The 15,336-nt window shown below is 69.4% G+C and carries 12 protein-coding genes; 5 read left to right on the forward strand and 7 right to left on the reverse strand.

Annotated elements, in window-relative coordinates; genetic code table 11:
• Window positions 1–15: 15 nt before the first annotated feature.
• The 6 genes from G6O68_RS04240 to G6O68_RS04265 form a co-directional block, all read right to left on the reverse strand.
• On the reverse strand, window positions 16–522 hold the full coding sequence (locus G6O68_RS04240; RefSeq protein ID WP_165245151.1) for a hypothetical protein: 507 nt from the start codon (window positions 520–522) through the stop codon (window positions 16–18).
• 126 nt (window positions 523–648) lie between these two features.
• Window positions 649–918, reverse strand: a complete 270-nt coding sequence (locus tag G6O68_RS04245; protein WP_165245153.1) for a hypothetical protein — start codon at window positions 916–918, stop codon at window positions 649–651.
• A gap of 445 nt (window positions 919–1,363) precedes the next feature.
• The gene (locus tag G6O68_RS04250; RefSeq protein WP_165245155.1) at window positions 1,364–2,116 is read right to left on the reverse strand and encodes a hypothetical protein; all 753 of its coding nucleotides are present in this window, start codon (window positions 2,114–2,116) and stop codon (window positions 1,364–1,366) included.
• A gap of 184 nt (window positions 2,117–2,300) precedes the next feature.
• Window positions 2,301–4,493 (reverse strand): HlyD family efflux transporter periplasmic adaptor subunit, encoded by a 2,193-nt coding sequence (locus G6O68_RS04255; RefSeq protein ID WP_165245157.1) that lies wholly within the window; start codon window positions 4,491–4,493, stop codon window positions 2,301–2,303.
• 102 nt (window positions 4,494–4,595) lie between these two features.
• Window positions 4,596–5,528: an efflux RND transporter periplasmic adaptor subunit gene (locus tag G6O68_RS04260; RefSeq protein ID WP_165245159.1), complete on the reverse strand. Its 933-nt coding sequence runs from the start codon at window positions 5,526–5,528 to the stop codon at window positions 4,596–4,598.
• A gap of 100 nt (window positions 5,529–5,628) precedes the next feature.
• Entirely contained in the window at window positions 5,629–7,725 is a 2,097-nt protein-coding gene (locus tag G6O68_RS04265) for an efflux RND transporter periplasmic adaptor subunit (RefSeq protein ID WP_165245161.1), read from the reverse strand.
• Between the two features lie 424 nt (window positions 7,726–8,149).
• Between G6O68_RS04265 and G6O68_RS04270 the strand changes: the two genes are divergently transcribed.
• From G6O68_RS04270 to G6O68_RS04280, 3 genes are all read left to right on the forward strand, one after another.
• Window positions 8,150–9,745 carry an OprO/OprP family phosphate-selective porin gene (locus G6O68_RS04270; RefSeq protein WP_165245164.1) on the forward strand — a complete coding sequence of 532 codons (1,596 nt, stop codon included), beginning with the start codon at window positions 8,150–8,152 and terminating at the stop codon, window positions 9,743–9,745.
• 130 nt (window positions 9,746–9,875) lie between these two features.
• Window positions 9,876–10,268 (forward strand): Fur family transcriptional regulator, encoded by a 393-nt coding sequence (locus tag G6O68_RS04275; protein ID WP_165245166.1) that lies wholly within the window; start codon window positions 9,876–9,878, stop codon window positions 10,266–10,268.
• A gap of 32 nt (window positions 10,269–10,300) precedes the next feature.
• Window positions 10,301–11,461: an NAD-dependent epimerase/dehydratase family protein gene (locus G6O68_RS04280; RefSeq protein ID WP_206108011.1), complete on the forward strand. Its 1,161-nt coding sequence runs from the start codon at window positions 10,301–10,303 to the stop codon at window positions 11,459–11,461.
• On the opposite strand, the gene G6O68_RS04285 is transcribed toward G6O68_RS04280, so the two are convergent.
• Window positions 11,382–13,175 carry an SUMF1/EgtB/PvdO family nonheme iron enzyme gene (locus G6O68_RS04285; protein ID WP_165245168.1) on the reverse strand — a complete coding sequence of 598 codons (1,794 nt, stop codon included), beginning with the start codon at window positions 13,173–13,175 and terminating at the stop codon, window positions 11,382–11,384. The genes G6O68_RS04280 and G6O68_RS04285 overlap by 80 nt on opposite strands.
• Before the next feature lie 167 nt (window positions 13,176–13,342).
• Between G6O68_RS04285 and G6O68_RS04290 the strand changes: the two genes are divergently transcribed.
• Both G6O68_RS04290 and G6O68_RS04295 read left to right on the forward strand, forming a co-directional pair.
• On the forward strand, window positions 13,343–14,314 hold the full coding sequence (locus G6O68_RS04290) for an aldo/keto reductase (protein ID WP_165245170.1): 972 nt from the start codon (window positions 13,343–13,345) through the stop codon (window positions 14,312–14,314).
• Between the two features lie 113 nt (window positions 14,315–14,427).
• Complete coding sequence (locus G6O68_RS04295) at window positions 14,428–15,312, forward strand: hypothetical protein (RefSeq protein WP_165245172.1); 885 nt, start codon at window positions 14,428–14,430, stop codon at window positions 15,310–15,312.
• Window positions 15,313–15,336 lie beyond the last annotated feature (24 nt).

The raw sequence follows: 15,336 nt of genomic DNA on the forward strand, positions 1-15,336 counted from the left end.
CGTTCTCGATCCTCGTCACCCGCCGAGGCTGCGGAGCCACGCTTCAAAGGAGGCTTTCTGTTCCTCCACCGAAGCCGGGTCGACTCCCGGGCCATCCTCGAAAATGTCGACGAGGTCGGCCATTCGGCCCTGCCTGCCCATTTCCAGCTGATACGCCTTGATGCCGACGCCCATGGATTGGCACATCGCCGACGGGTAGACGTTCCGACTGGAGCCGTAGCAGCGGGGCCTCAGGCCGAGCGCTTCGAGCTCGACTCGGATCGAGCGGAGCGCGGACCAGAACTCCTCGTCATCGCGTACGATCTCGCTTCCTTGGAAGGCGATCGACAGACGCACCAAGTCGGGATGCTCGGGGCTCTCCTCCCACAACCGGAACTCGCCTCGAATCACGCCGCCGTCCGATGCGAGGAGATCCACCGGAACTCGCTCGGGGTCCATGAACCGCCTCCTATCCGCATCGGCCGGGCCCGGATCATCGTACGGCGACGCCCGGGCGAGATTCCCCATCCGGTTCTCGAACATCGTGGGTCATCCGTGGCGAGGACCGAGAGTCAAGATACCGGACGTCGGCCGGCCGTCCGATCCGTGGAAAGCGTTCGCCTGGATTACGCCGAGCACTCCCTTCGCCGCATGTCGCATGCAGATTCCCTACTCGCTCTGGGACGCCCTGGAAACCAGGTCCTCCGCGACTGCGAACCTCAGGCGGACCAGGCGCGAGCGCCGGGAGACCGCCCGTCGATAGTCGGCGATCGGCGTCTCCGCCACGGATGGGGGAGCGTCGCCGTCTCCCCGGGGCAGCTCGACGACGAGAACGCGCAGGTCTCCGTCCAGGACCGTATAGATGTCCTCCCCCTGTTCAGGAATCCAGTCGAGGACGAATGCCGTCGCCAGGTCGACGCCTCGCGATCGAAGGAACAAGGCGAGCGGATCGTCGGCCGGCCCATGGCGACGAGCGGCGTTGGATCGCGCCAACTCATCCCTCAGGCAATCCTCGGTGAGACTTCCGATCAGACGCATGATCATGATAAGGATCTCACAGGGACTCAGCCTGGCGTCCCGAGGCGATCCGCGTCGCCAGGCGAGCGCATCACCTTAGTTGCGACTGACCATCCTCGCAACCGAGGCGGCTCTTGGCTACCGGACTGCAGACGCGCCCGTCGTTTCCCTCGCAGACCCGCTTCGTGCCGATCGAGCCGGGCGTCGACTCGGCCCCGCCGCCACAGGCCGTCGTCATTCTTGCCGCCGTTCCATCCTCGCGAGACGCGTCGGCTCCGGGGTGATCGGCGAGCTCAGGAAATTCCCCCGTGATCGGGCTGCAGGGGGAGGTGCCTGGCGGCTCGCGGCGTGCCCCGCGAAGCCGGGCTCAGTAGTCGGAATTTCTTGACACCCAGCCCGATGGCCAGTCGTAGGAACTCGAATCCCAACGCATTCCGAGTGGTTTCAGGAGACGCTGCAACTCGTGGAATGGGGCCTCGGCGCGGCTCGCGACCCAGAGGCAATCCTCGCCGCGTTCGATCTCGACCCCGATCACGAGATCGCGATGACCGTAGCAGCGGCTCGGGCCGGATGCGGCGTAGGCTGGCAAGGCGAGCCGCGGATAGTGGGACTCGATCGCGGTGAGGACGGCGTCCGTCCAGGGGCCGTTGGCCCGGCATCGGACGTCGTGGGACCACTTCAGGTCGCAGAGCAGCCTCTGAAGGGCGAACAGCGAGATCGACGGGCTCTCCTCCAGCCATTCGCCGTGTTCGTCTTCGGACGAGACGAAAACCGGCGGGTCCTCAGCCTGCCGCCCCTCGACGCCGACGCCCCATCGGACGACGGCCTGGCTCTCCTCATAGAAAACGATCCGCCCGTCCTCGATCCGCAGCCGATCCGGCCTCACGAAGACGTCCTGGCGGGACCAGGCGTCCGCCCGCCGTCCGGCGATCGCGTACCATTCGCGCAGGGCGGCCGGCAGGTCGACGCCCAACCGCATCGCGGCGGCGTCGAGGGTCGCCGCGGGATCGCCCTCGGCGGGCCGCAGCGGGGGATGCCACTGGTCGAAGAACTCGCGAAGCAGGGCCCAGCGCTCGGCTCGGGCCGGGGGGATCGACAGGAACGGTGAGGGATGCCGCATGGTCTTCGCCCCGTCCCGAGATCGCGGCCCGCCCCGGCGCGAGGGGGGAAGGACCGCGTGACGGGTCCAGGATACGTCGCGCGCCGACTGTCCTCCATCGGGTAAAGAGCGAGGCCCGGCGGCGATCGGGGGATCGCGGCCGGGCCTCGGGGTTTTGCGGTGGTCTGCGTCCGGGCGGGCCGGGTCAGATCGTGAAGTGGAAGGTCTTGGTGATGAGCCGCCAGAGCCACCAGCCGAAAGTGTGGGTGCCGGCGTCGATCTTGGCGAACCCGCGCTGGCCGGGGTGGTATTCCAGGTTGGGGTTGTCGATGGGGATGACGACCTCGTAGACGGCCGACTGGGGCTTGATCTGGCCGGTCTTGGGGTCGGTGCTGGCGGCGATCTCGCCGCCGGCGGTGTTGGACAGCTCGACCGGGATCTCCTCGCGGTTGCGCTTGGCGATCTGGGCGACGGCGCCGTTGATGGTGACCTCGGAGCGGCCGTAGACCTTGACCCAGGCGCGGGGGGCCTTGTCGCGGTCCATCCGGATCAGGTCGATGTCGGACTGGTCGACGATCAGGTGGGCTTCGAGCTTGTGGGGGTCGGCGACCTCGCAGAAGGGCTTGCCGGGCTTGACCCACTGGCCGAGCGTCTCGGGGTGGGGGACGCCGAGGACCTGGCCGTCGCGCGGGGCGGTGAGGACGAGCTTGCCGAGCTGCTCATTGATCTTGGCGATCGCCGGCTCCAGCTCCTCGGCCATCTGGACGCACTGGCGGGCCTGGGCGCGGCCCTCGTTCTCGGAGCTGCGGCCGTAGTGGAGGGCCTTGAACCAGTACGTGTCGTGCTCGGACTGGCGCTGGATGAGTTCCTTCTGCTTCTCGTGGTTGACCAGCTTGGCGATGACGTCGCCTTCCTTGACCCACGCGCCGTCGCGGACGTTCAGCTCGACGAGCCGGCCCTCGACCTCGGAGTAGATCTCGGTCGGGTGCGCGGGGGAGAGGACCAGGGTCCCCTGGATGCGCAGCGGGGTGGGGATCATCAGGACGCAGGCCACGACGGCCACGAAGGCCGCGGCGAAAGCGGCCGCACGTGCTTTCTTCACTTTGCGCATCCTCCCGGGCGTGCGTAGGAACTTGCCGATTTGATAGAGGGGCATCCCCAGGAGGGGCACGAGCGAGCCGAGGGCCAGCATGTAGCTGAGCGCCTGGAGCTTGTACGGCTTGAGGACCTGGGACAGGAAGAACAGGATGCTGAAGGTCACCACCCAGCGGTACAGGTAGCTGGCGACCGCGTAGGTGACGAACAGGCTCCGCCGCGACCGCGGCATGTAGCTCTGGACCGGGACCTCCAGGCCGAGCACCTTCTCCTGCAGCAGGTAGGTGAAGAACTGGGTGCTCTTGATCCGCAGGTTGGGGATCTCCAGCCAGTCCGACATGACGTAGTAGCCGTCGTACCGCAGCAGCGGGTTGGCGTTGAACAGGATCGTGTTCACCGAGCAGATGAACATGACCGCCATCGAGAGGCTGTTGAGCAGCCCCTGCTCGGTGTTGAACCAGACGAAGGTCGCCAGGCTGGCGAGGAACAGCTCGACGTAGATGCCCGCCGCCGAGATCCAGATCCGGTGCCACTTGTTGGGCAAAAGCCAGCTGTCGGTCACGTCGCAGTAGAGGGCCGGCGTGAGGACGAGGAAAAGCATCCCCATCTCGTGGACCTCGCCGCCGTAGTGCTTGGCGGTGAGGCCATGGCCGAACTCGTGGATGATCTTGACGATCGCCAGGCTGATCCAGAAGGTGAAGATCGTCCACCAGTTGAAGAAGCTCTGGAACTCGGGGAGCTTGGCGTAGAACTGGCTCCACTGGCTGATCACCAGGGTCACGGCGGCGAGCATCAGGCAGACGCTGCCGGCGACGAACCAGCGGGTGAAGATCCAGCGGAAGTACGGGTACATCCAGGTCAGCAGCCGCTCGGGGTCGATGACCGGGATCTTGATGAACAGGATGTTGGCGAGGAAGCCCCAGACCTTCTTCCACTTGTTCTTGCGGCGGCGGCGGATGAGCGCGGCGGCCTGCTCCGGGCTGTCGATCTGGACGACGCCGGCCTCGTGGAGCTGGGCCACGAACCGGGTGAGGTCCTCGATCGAGATCGTCTGCGGGCGGTACTTGCGCTCGAAGGCCCGCTTGACGTCCTGGAGGTTGTTCTTGCCGTCGAACTGCTGGAGCAGGAAGTACTCCTCGATCTTGAACCGGAAGTACTTCAGCGCCAGCGGGTCCTTCACGACGTAGTGGGTCATCCCCTCGTAGAACTGGGGCTGGACCACCAGGTCGGGGCGGAGCTTGACCCGCAGGTGCTCGGCGGCCTGTCCGAAGGGGGCCGGGGTTGTGGAAGGGGCTGCGCTCATCGATCGGCGATCCTCGGCGGGGCCGTGGGGGGCGTCATCGTCGTGCTGGGGCGGGACGCCCCCCCGGCCGGCGCGGCCGGTGGGGCAGGTCCCGGGAGAGGATCAGCGGGCCGGCGTCGTGCGGGGCCGGGCGGCGACCTCGTCGTCGTTGAGGTAGATGGTCATGGCCGCCTTCAGGCCGGGCCGCAGCTCCAGCTCGGGGTTCTCGAACTCGGCGCGGATGCGGACGGCGCTCTCGGCGATGGCCTGGACCTGGGGGTCGACGAACTTGATGACGCCGCGGAAGGTCTTGCGCTCGATCGGCTGGTCGCCTCGGCTCCCCTCCAGGCGGGGCTGGATCTCGACGACCTGGCCGACCTTGACCCGGAAGGCGTAGTCGAGCGGGATGAAGGCGGTGGCCGAGAGCCGGGCCAGGTTGCCGATCTGGACGACGGCCTCGTTGGCCCGGACGCTCTCGCCCGGCTCCTTGTAGCGGCGGATGACGATGCCGGAGAACGGGGCGTAGATCGTGTGCTCGCGGAGCATCTGGTCGGCCAGGGCCAGCTCGGCCATGTTGATGGCGATCTGCTCCTCGGCCTCCTTGACCTGGGCGACGGCGACCTTGTACTCGCCCTCGGACTTGGTCATCTCCTCCTGGGAGACGAGGTCGGCCTTGCGGGCGACCAGGCGGCGGTTGCGGGCGACGGCCGCCTCGGCGACCTCGCTGGCGGCCCGAGCCTTCTCGACCGATCCCTTGCTGTCGGCGGTCAGCTTGCTCTTGGCGACCGTCAGCTCGGCGATCTCCTTGTGGAGCGAGCCGATCTCGGCGCCCTCCTGGGCGGCGTCGCCCAGCCTCAGCTCCATCTTCTCGATGACGCCCTCGCGGAGGGCGGCGACGTCCGACTTCTCGATCCAGTCGATCGTGGCGAGCTGGTCGTGCGAGTCGAGGACCAGGGTGGCGGTCGGGGCGGCGGGGCCGTTCTGGGCGGACGCGGCCACGGAGAGGGTCGCCAGGGCTCCCAGGGCGACGGTCGCGATGGTCTTCAAGGGGGACATATCTCGGAGATCCTCCACTCGGGATGGTCGATGGCGGTGTGGGGGGGGCGGCCCGGCCGACGCGCCGGGCCCGCGGGTTGGAATCGTCGTCGGCCGGGGCTCACTGCAGGAACGGCCAGCGGAACAGGACCGACTCGTGCCAGACCTGGACGACCTTGCGGAACATGACGTAGGCCAGGCGGGCGTCGCCGCAGTCGATCCGGGCGCGGACCTCGGCGCCGGGGCGGAACTCCTGGTTGCGCTTCAGGAACTCGGCCCGCACGGCGTCGCTGAAGCCGACGGTCACCTTGACGGTGTGCCGCTGCTCGGCGCTCTCGGTCTTGGTCTCGGCCCGCGAGGCGATCCGCCGGACGTAGCCCTGGTAGCGGTGATCGGGGTCGGTCGCCACCACGAAGTAGGCGGAGACGGCGGAGCCGGCGGGCTTGGTCCCGGCGGCGATCTCGGCTTCGAGCTTGGACTGGGCGGCGAGGACCGGGCCCATGTCGTCGTCGGGCACCTCGACCTCCAGGACCCACTCGCCGTCGGTCTCGGCGAGCTGGAGCAGCTCGGTGCCGATGTCGACCGGGCGGCCCAGGAGGTTCTTCTTGACCTCCCAGGTGGTGATGATGCCGTCGTGCGGGGCGCGGACCGACATGTCCTCGATCTGCTCGCGGGTGATCTCGATCTGCTCCTTGGTGCTCCGGGCGGTGATCTGGGCCTCGGTGAGCTGGGCCTCCAGCTGGAGGGCCTCCTGCTTGGACTGCTCGCGCTGGCTGGCCACCTGCTCCTGCTGGCGGAGGATCAGGCCCTGGGAGTTGGCCTTGTTGAACTCGGCGGTGAGCTTCTTCAGCTCCTTCTCCAGCTCGCGGCTGTCCAGGCGGGCGATCACGTCCCCCTTCTTGACGCGATCGCCGTGCTCGACGGGGACCTCGACGATGATGCCCGGGTTGGGGGCGTAGACGGTCTGCCGCTGCTCGGGGAGCAGCGAGCCGCGGCCCTCGATGCGCAGGTTCCAGGGGACGAACGTGAGCGCCCCGATCAGGGCGACGACCAGGCCCAGCACCGCCAGGATCTTGGCGAGCATCCGGCCCCGGAAGAACCGCCAGGGGGAGCCCATCGCCTTGAGGACCGGCCGCAGGAAGATCCGGTGGTGCTCCTGGGCGTTCCAGAGGGCCGTGGAGGCGTGGCGGGCGACCACCTCGGTCCGGGCGTGCATGTCGGTCGGGGCGACCTCGTCGCCGATCTGCTCGGAGACCAGACAGCCGTAGGCGACCTTGTCCTTGCGCTCGGCCCCCTCCTCCTTCTCGGGCTTGTAGAGGAGGACGACGGCGACGGCCTTCGAGCCCGACTCGTCGACGTACAGCTCCAGCGCGTCGCGGATGTCGGGGGCGAAGCCTTCGGTGTGGCCGGTGTAGACCAGGTCCTCGCCCGAGCGGAGGACGGCCTTGCAGAGCTTGGTCAGCTCGCGGACCTGGTTCGAGCGCTGCTCGACGACCTCCTGGCCGCTGATCGCCTCGACGAGCGTCCGGCCCGAGAGCTTCAGCGCCACGCTCAGGCGGTCGCAGCCGACGAGCCGCTTGCCGTCGTTGACGACGGCGTAGGCGGTCTCCTTGAAGTCGAGCGTGTGGTGGATCTGGTGGGTGAACGTCTCCAGCTGGTTCCACATCCGCTGCTGCGAGACCATCTGCCGCATCTGGCGGTTCTTCAGATAGTTCGCCGCCAGGTCGGTGAGGTCGCCGACGAACCGGAGCGTGCTCTTCTGCTGGGCGGCCCGACGGTTCGGGTCCATCAGGATCTCGAGCAGGCCGACCACCTGCTTGTCGACGATCAGGGGGGCGAGGATGATCGTCAGGTGGGTCGGGTTGAACGCCTGGGGCATCCCCTCGATCACCGCGCCGGGGGGGATGACCTGGGGCTGGGTCGCCTGGACCATGCAGCCCAGCAGGGCGTCGTGGGGGGCGGTCTTGATGCGGCCGTCCATCAGGCCGGTCTGGGCGAAGTCGAGCTGGTACTGGAGCCGGAGCCCGCCCCGGCCGTCGAGCAGCCAGAACGCGCCGCCGGCCGCGGCGGTGGCCGCCACGGCCCGGTTGAGGAACTCCCCGTAGAACTCGCCGGGCTGGACGTCCGACTCGGCCAGATCGGCGATCTCGGCCACCAGCTTGCGGATCTGATTCTTCGTCTGCTCGAGCAGACCGGCGTCGATGGTTTCTTCCGGCATGGTGGTACCAGTTCGTTGAGGTCCGAGGCCCATTCGCACCCCGGCGGGATCTTTGTCCACTCGGCGACGGCCACGCCCCGCACCTTCTCGCCCGAACCGGATGCGCGACGCAGCTTGACGCAGACAACGGGACGGGATCGACGCCCACCTTCCTGACGCCTCCGTCGTTTTTCCCGATCGCGGGCCGGCGGCCGACCTGCCCTGCGATCCAAACCGAGCGGACGTCCGGGGATCGAGCGCGTCGGCGGGGCCGTCCCAGGCGGCCGACTTTGACGATCGGGGGATCAAGCCGGCCCGATCCGAACGCCGATAAGCCTGCTGCGGCCTCGCAGGCCGACGGCCGCGATCGGCTTCGAGATCGACGTAAACCGGGCGAAAGGGGAAACCGACGAAAAGCGCGGGGGTCCTGGCAATCCTGGCGTTCGTGGCGATCTCCACGCCGGTCGGGGCCGACGAGCCCCCGGCCGCCGCCCCCCCCCGCGCCGACGCCGGCTCGGTCGACTCCCGCCTTCGCGAGATCGAGGCGATGAACCGGGCCATCCTGGAGCGCCTCGAGCGCTCCGAGCGCGAGCGTCGCGACGCCGACGAGCGCTATCGCTCGCTCGAGGCCAGGTACGACGACCTGCGGCGACGCCTGGAGGGCGAGGCCGAGGCATCGACGGATGACGAGGGCCCCGCGACCGGGCTCGATCCCCTGCCCCGCGCCGAGGAGTTCCGGGACTCGCCCTCGGACAAAGACGAGTCGACCGGCGACCAGGCCGACGAGGTCGAGCGGAGCGAGGAGGTCTGGGAGATGCCGCTGCGCGGGATCTTCGGCGACGAGGGCTTCGGCCTGCGTTCCTTCGACGACGAATACCAATTGCGCTTCCGGATCCTCGACCAGACCGATCTCAAGATCTTCTCGCCGGGCGATCAGCGGCCGGCGTCGAGCGGCCTGTACATCCCCCGCGTCCGCGTCTATTTCGAGGGGCGGCTCACCCGCCTGTTCGACTACGAGGTCTCGATCCAACGCAGCGTGGAAGGGGTGTGGGACCTGCTGGACGGGAACGTCGACGTCAACTTCAGCCGGGGCCTCCGGCTGAAGTTCGGGCGGACGCTGGTGCCGTACAGCTACGACTGGTACGACCACCTGGAGCAGTACTTCATCACCCCGGAGCGGTCGCTCTTCCCGCTCAACTTCGGGCTGTCGCGGTCGGCGGGGCTGATGGCCCACGGCCTCCTCTTCGACGATCGCATGCAGTACGCCGTCGGCGGGTTCGACGGCCACCTGACCGGACTGGCCGACGAGAACACGACCCGCGACGTCGTCTCCTACTTCAACTTCAAGCCGTTCCTGGCCTCCGAGCGATTCCCGATGCTCCGGGACTTCAATCTGGGGTTCTCGGGCTACCTCGGCCAGCAGGTCGTCCCCCAGCGGCCGCTGCCGCTCCGGACGTCGCTGCAATCCTCGGAGAACGACGAGGCCGCCCGCCGCGCCACGTCGCTGTTCCTCGACTTCGAGGAGGACGCCTTCATCAGCGGCCCCCACAGCGCGATGGCCGCGCACCTGGCCTGGTACGCCGGGGGGATGTCGTTCGAGGCCGAGTGGCAGAGCAGCCGCGACCACTACACGCGCAGCGGCATCCCGTTCCGGCTGTTCTCGGTGCCGGCTACCGGCAGCCACTTCACGCTCGCCTACTTCCTGACCGGCGAGAAGGTCCGGGATCGCAGCCGCGTCGACCCGCTCCGCCCGTTCGACCCCACGCGGAATTCCTGGGGCCCGGGGGCGGTCGAGCTGTTCGCCCGGTTCAGCGAGCTTCAGCTCAGCGACGAGGTCTTCCGCGCCGGGCTGGCCGACCGGGCGAAGTGGACCAACGGCATGGCCATGACCGACATCGGCTTCAACTGGTATCTGACGAGCTACCTCAAGCTCTACTTCGACTGGCAGCGGTCCTATTACGACACGCCCGTCCAGCTCAACGAAGGGCTGAGGAGCCTCACCAACGACCTCTTCTGGATCCGCGGCCAGCTCTATTATTAAGCCTACTCGGCGGAGCGACGTCGGAGGCCGCTTGTGCTTTCCGGTCTGAAGTCGATAATTCATGCACCAGAGGAGAAGCGACGGCCGCCCCGAGCCGCCGTCGCGCGTGCATGAAGGGGGTCGACGCATTTTGAATCGAAACACCGCGCAGCGCGAGGCGATCCGGCGATCGCTCCAGGAGGCCGGCCGCCCCCTGAGCGCCGTCGAGGTCCTGGAGCTGGCCCAGCGCGACGTGCCGGGGCTGGGCGTGGCGACGGTCTACCGGACGATCAAGACCCTGATCGAGGACGGGACCCTGATCGCCGTGCCGCTGCCGGGCTCGTCCGACCGCTACGAGCACCGGGACGCCGCCTCGCTCCACCACCACCATTTCATCTGCAACGACTGCGGCCGGGCGTTCGACGTCCCCGGCTGCTCGATGGCGTTCCAGGGGATGGCGCCGCCGGGGTTCGTCGTCAGCGGCCACGACGTGGTGCTCTACGGCCGCTGCGATCGCTGCAACCAAGGTTCGAACGGGTCTTGAACGCGGGATCGCGAAGGATCGAGGTCGACCGCATGAGCCATCCCGAAGGGGCCCGCCGGGCCCTCGTCACCGGGGCCACGGGCCTGCTGGGGAGCCATCTCGTGGCCCGGCTGCGGGCGCGCGGCGACCGCGTCCGCGCCCTCGTCCGCGAGTCCAGCGACACGACGTTCCTCGACGAACTCGGCGTCGAGCCGAGCCGGGGCGACCTGCTCGACGTCGCGGCCGTCGGACGGGCCGTCGAGGGCGTGGACGTCGTCTACCACTGCGCGGCCAAGGTGGGCGACTGGGGGAGCTGGCGCGAGTTCCAGGTCGGCGGCCTCGACGCCACGCGGACCCTGGCCGAGGCCTCACGCCGCGCCGGGGTCGGCCGGTTCGTCCACGTCAGCTCCACGAGCGCCTACGGCCACCCCCGCGACCGCGAGGAGCCGATCGTCGAGTCCCACCCGCTGGGCCAGAACATCTGGCCGCTCGACTATTACACGCGGAGCAAGGTCGAGTGCGAGCGGCTCCTCTGGGGCATGGCCGAGTCCGACGGCCTGCCGCTCACGGTCGTCCGGCCGAGCTGGATCTTCGGGGAACGCGACCGCACCACGATCCCCAGGCTGATCCGCGAGTTCCGCTGGGGTCGGGTCTCGATCGTGGGCCCGGGGGACAACCCCCTGAGCGCCGTGTACGCCGGCGTGGTGGCCGACGCCATGATCCTCGCAGCCGACGATCCGGGGTCGGCCGGCGAGGCGTACAACGTCACCAGCCACTCGGCGATCACCCAGCGCCAGTTCCTGGACATGCTGGCCGACGCGGTCGGCGTCCCGCGCGTGACCTGGCGTTACCCCTACTGGTACGCCTTCTACGGGGGCTACGCCCTGGAGCTTCGCGAGCGGCTGCTGCGCAACCCCAAGCCCCCCCGCGTGACGCGGTACGGGGCGTGGCTGCTGGGGCGTCGCCTGAGCTACAGCACGGAGAAGGCCCGGCGGAAGCTGGGCTGGACGCCCGCCCTGACGTACGCCGAGGCCATCGACCGCACCGTGCGCTGGTTCCTCGAAGACGAGGCCGCCCGCGTACCGCAGTGCCGCACGCCGGCTATGGTGGCGGTCCGACGCTCCCTCGGCGGCTTCAGAACGGCTCGACCGGCTGGGAAGGCTGCGCCGGCGGCGGGGCCGTCGGAGTCGGAGCGGGCTGCGACGGGGAGGTAGCCGGCGCGGCGATCGGGGCCGCGGCCGCCGGGGCGGCCGGCGGACGCTCGACCTGCAAGGCGCAACGGAAGCCGACGTAGTTCAGCCGCTTCTCCGGCGCGATCGGCTCGCGACTGGACGCCGCGCCGAGCTTGGCCCCCTTCACCACCACGTCGTATTTCCCCGCCTTCGCGGCCGGGCCGGTCGGGTCGTCGACGATCCGCCCGGCGAGCGAGCGGTAGTAGTTGCGGTCGAAGACGTCGGCGGTCCATTCCTGCACGTTGCCCGCCAGGTCGAAGACGTCGTAGGGGGAACGGTCCTCGGGGAACGACATCACGCGGTTCACCTGGCGAGGGACCCTCGGCTTGCTATAGTTCGCCGGCTCGTCGCCCCAGGGGTAGATGCGGCCGTCGGAGGTCCGGGCCGAGGCTTCCCACTGGGCCTCGGTCGGCAGCGCCTTGCCGGCCCACTCTGCGTAGGCGAGGGCGTCGGCCTGGCTGACCATCACCATCGGCATGGACTCGGCGGCCGGATTCTTGTCGTCGGCGGGCCAGGTCGTCGGCGGGCGTCCGCGATAGCGGGTCTCGGAGAGGAAGCGCCGGAACTGGCCGACGGTCACCTCGTGGCGGTCGATGTAGTACGCCCCGAGGCGGACCTTGTGCGCGGGCGAGGCGAACTGCGGGTCGCCGTCCTCACCCATGAGGAAGACGCCGCCGGGGACGAAGACCATCGTCGCGCCGTCGCGGTCGCCCACGATCGCCATCGGCCAGCCCGAAGGATCCACGCCGGACCCGGGCCGGGCCGCGAAACCGGGGGGGAGCCGACGATCGGGCGCCTCGCCCGGCGAGACGGCCTGGACCGCGGCCTCGGCCTCGCCGACGGCTGGCGGGGCCAGCGTCTCGGCCGAGTTGGCGGGGTTGATCAGGCTGGCGTCGCCGCCCACCTGCGCGTTCGGCGGCCGGGCGTCGACCACGGCCGGCGGCGCGGCGGGCTGCGCCGGGGGCTGGGGCGCCGGGGCGGCGGCCTGGACGGTCGGACCGTCCAGGAAGAGCGGCAGGTTTTGACCGGGGCGCTCCAGGGCCTCCTGGGCCTCGGCGGCCGTCCGGGTCTTCGGGTAAGCCTGGACGAGCTGGCCCAGGAGGGCGATCGCCTCGTCGGTGCGTCCGTTCCTGGCCGAGTCGCGGGCCCTCGCCATCATGGCGCGGGCTTCGAGGTCCAGGTCCGGTTTGCCGACCTGCGGGGGCGCCTCGACGACGTAGCCGTCGTCGGGGGGCAGGTCGTCCATCGGGAACGGGTCGTAGAGGAACAGGTTGTAGACGATATAGACGCCGAGCCCCAGGACGAAGACGAGCATGCCCCCGGTCGCCAGCCGGATGCGCTGGCGAGTCTCGTACGTGTCCAGGACGGGGGTGTCCTCGATGAGGACCTTCTTCTCCCCCTTCTCGTTCAGCTCGGCCTTGGGCTTCAGGCCGGTCTTCCGGGTCGTGCCGCTGTCGTCGGCCGTGCCGCGACGGCGGGGCGGCGGCGGTGGGGTCGGAGTTGCACCGCCCCGGGGATTCGGGATCGGCGTCCTCGGCGGTGCGGGCTCGTCGTCGGGGTCGGACTTCCACATGCGAGGCAGCGGCTGCCCCGCCGCGCGGGGAGGCGTGGGCTTCGCGAGCGGCGACGGATCGGCCTCGGGCCCTTCCGACTCCGGGTCGTCGGCCAGATCGTACTCGTCCGGTGCACCGTTCATGGTCCGGTGTTCCCTGATAATCGTCCGGGGGATGTGTCGTGGATCTCTCAAGCCTACTGCGCGAACGCCCGGGGGGACAGGCGGTTTCGCCGCCTACCCGTCGCCTCGACATCCCCCCGAGACATAGAATGGGCCATCGGTCGAACCGTGGTCGGGAGGCGAGGGCGATGCAAGAGCGGACGTTCGGGCGGCTGGGATGGCGGGTGGGCGAGGTCGGCTACGGCATGTGGGGGCTGGCCGGCTGGACCGGCAACGACGACGACGAGACCGCCTCCGCCCTGGAGCGGGCCGTGGCGCTCGGCTGCAACTTCTTCGACACCGCCTGGGGCTACGGCGAAGGGCGGAGCGAGCGGATCCTCGGCGCCCTGCTCCAGCGGCACCCCGAAGAGCGGCTCTACGTCGCCACCAAGATCCCCCCGAAGAATTTCCAGTGGCCCTCGCGCCGGGGGATGACCCTCGACGAGTGCTTCCCGCCCGATCACATCCGCGAGTACACCGAGAAGTCGCTGGAGAACCTCGGCGTCGCGACGATCGACCTCCAGCAGTTCCACGTCTGGGAAGACGCCTGGGCCGACGACGACCGCTGGCTCCGCACCGTCGAGGACCTGAAAAGCGAGGGCCTGGTCCGCGGCTTCGGCGTGAGCGTCAACCGCTGGGAGCCGACCAACGTGGTCCGCACCATCCAGACCGGCGCGATCGACGCGGTCCAGGTGATCTACAACATCTTCGACCAGGCCCCCGAGGACGAGCTGTTCCCGCTCTGCCGCGAGCGGGACGTCGCCGTCATCGCCCGCGTCCCGTTCGACGAGGGGACCCTCACCGGGACCCTGACCAAGGAGACGACCTGGCCCGAGGGGGACTGGCGGAACACCTACTTCGTCCCCGAGAACCTCGCCCGGAGCGTCGACCGCGCCGAGGCGCTACGGCCTCTGATCCCGGACGGCATGACGATGCCGGAGCTGGCCCTGCGGTTCATCCTCCGGGAGCCGACCGTCTCCACGATCATCCCCGGCATGCGGAAGATCCGGAACGTCGAGGCCAACATCGCGGCCAGCGACGGCGAGCCGCCTTCCGACGAGTTGCTGGCCGCGCTTCGCGAGCATCGCTGGGACCGGACGCCGACGGCCTGGTCCCAATGACGGGCCGGGCTCGATCTTCGCCTTGACCGACGCCGGGCGTTCGTCCACAATCGCGGCCGCGCGGAAGGACCGCGCCGATCGGTCTGGCCCGGTGCTCGCAAGGAGGCGTCCGCATGCCGCTCTTGACTGCCATTCTCGTCGCCGCCGGCGTCGGGGTCGCCCAGGCGCCCGCGCCCAGCAAGCTGGCCGAGGCCGCCGTCGCCGGGGTCTCGTCCCAGCCCCTCGCGCCCGCCGAGCCGCCGCACATCGCGTTCGAGATCCACGACGTCACGGCCGTGAGCCCCGACTGGCGCGGGAAGATGCTCCCGAAGCTCCAGCCGGTGGCGCGCGAGGAAGGCGTGGCCGTCTGGGCGCTCGACGCCGACGGCGTCCGCGAGCTGATCGCCACCTGCCAGGACAACCCCCAGGCGAGGGTCCTCCAGGCACCCCGAATGATCGCCCGCCTGGGCGACCCGGTGCGAATGTCCAACGAGGAGGAGTCCCACTACGTCGCCCACCTGAAGCGGATCTCCGACGGTCCGCCCAACGAGGGAACTCACATCGCCTTCCAGCCCGAGGTCGACAAGGTCCACGACGGCATCCGCGTGGAGCTGTCCGAGACCCGCCTCAAGGGCTCCGTCCTGTTCGCCAAGATGGCGATCCAGCACAACAAGGTCCTCGGCTTCCACACGACGAATTACAAGGAAAGCATCGTCGACGCGACGGCCGACCCGGAAGTCGTCAAGACCTCGCTCCTGTCCAAGCTCCGCCCCGAAGGTGACGGCAAGGTCGCGGTCGCCGGCACGATCCAGGTCCCCGAGATCTCGACCCGTCGGATCGAAGGCGATTGGATGATCCCGTCTCAAGGCGGCCTGCTCGTCAGCATGGGCCCGCAGGCCCTCGGTGCCAAGGCCGGCGGCCGGAAGCACTACGAGGAACGCCTGATCGTCGTCACCGCGCACCTCGAAGCCGCCGGGACGACCGCACCCGCCGAACCGACGCCTCAGCAGAAGCCTTGACCTGCGGCCTCGCGGACGGCCGAA

The organism is Paludisphaera soli, from assembly GCF_011064595.1.
Taxonomy (GTDB): Bacteria; Planctomycetota; Planctomycetia; order Isosphaerales; family Isosphaeraceae; genus Paludisphaera; species Paludisphaera soli.

What these genes read in the sequence shown, in the direction of transcription:
- G6O68_RS04240 (WP_165245151.1), bottom strand. Translation starts at nt 522, where the DNA reads ATGTTCGAGAACCGGATGGGGAATCTCGCCCGGGCGTCGCCGTACGAT.
- G6O68_RS04250 (WP_165245155.1), bottom strand. Translation starts at nt 2,116, where the DNA reads ATGCGGCATCCCTCACCGTTCCTGTCGATCCCCCCGGCCCGAGCCGAG.
- G6O68_RS04255 (WP_165245157.1), bottom strand. Translation starts at nt 4,493, where the DNA reads ATGAGCGCAGCCCCTTCCACAACCCCGGCCCCCTTCGGACAGGCCGCC.
- G6O68_RS04260 (WP_165245159.1), bottom strand. Translation starts at nt 5,528, where the DNA reads ATGTCCCCCTTGAAGACCATCGCGACCGTCGCCCTGGGAGCCCTGGCG.
- G6O68_RS04265 (WP_165245161.1), bottom strand. Translation starts at nt 7,725, where the DNA reads ATGCCGGAAGAAACCATCGACGCCGGTCTGCTCGAGCAGACGAAGAAT.
- G6O68_RS04280 (WP_206108011.1), top strand. Translation starts at nt 10,301, where the DNA reads ATGAGCCATCCCGAAGGGGCCCGCCGGGCCCTCGTCACCGGGGCCACG.
- G6O68_RS04285 (WP_165245168.1), bottom strand. Translation starts at nt 13,175, where the DNA reads ATGAACGGTGCACCGGACGAGTACGATCTGGCCGACGACCCGGAGTCG.
- G6O68_RS04290 (WP_165245170.1), top strand. Translation starts at nt 13,343, where the DNA reads ATGCAAGAGCGGACGTTCGGGCGGCTGGGATGGCGGGTGGGCGAGGTC.
- G6O68_RS04295 (WP_165245172.1), top strand. Translation starts at nt 14,428, where the DNA reads ATGCCGCTCTTGACTGCCATTCTCGTCGCCGCCGGCGTCGGGGTCGCC.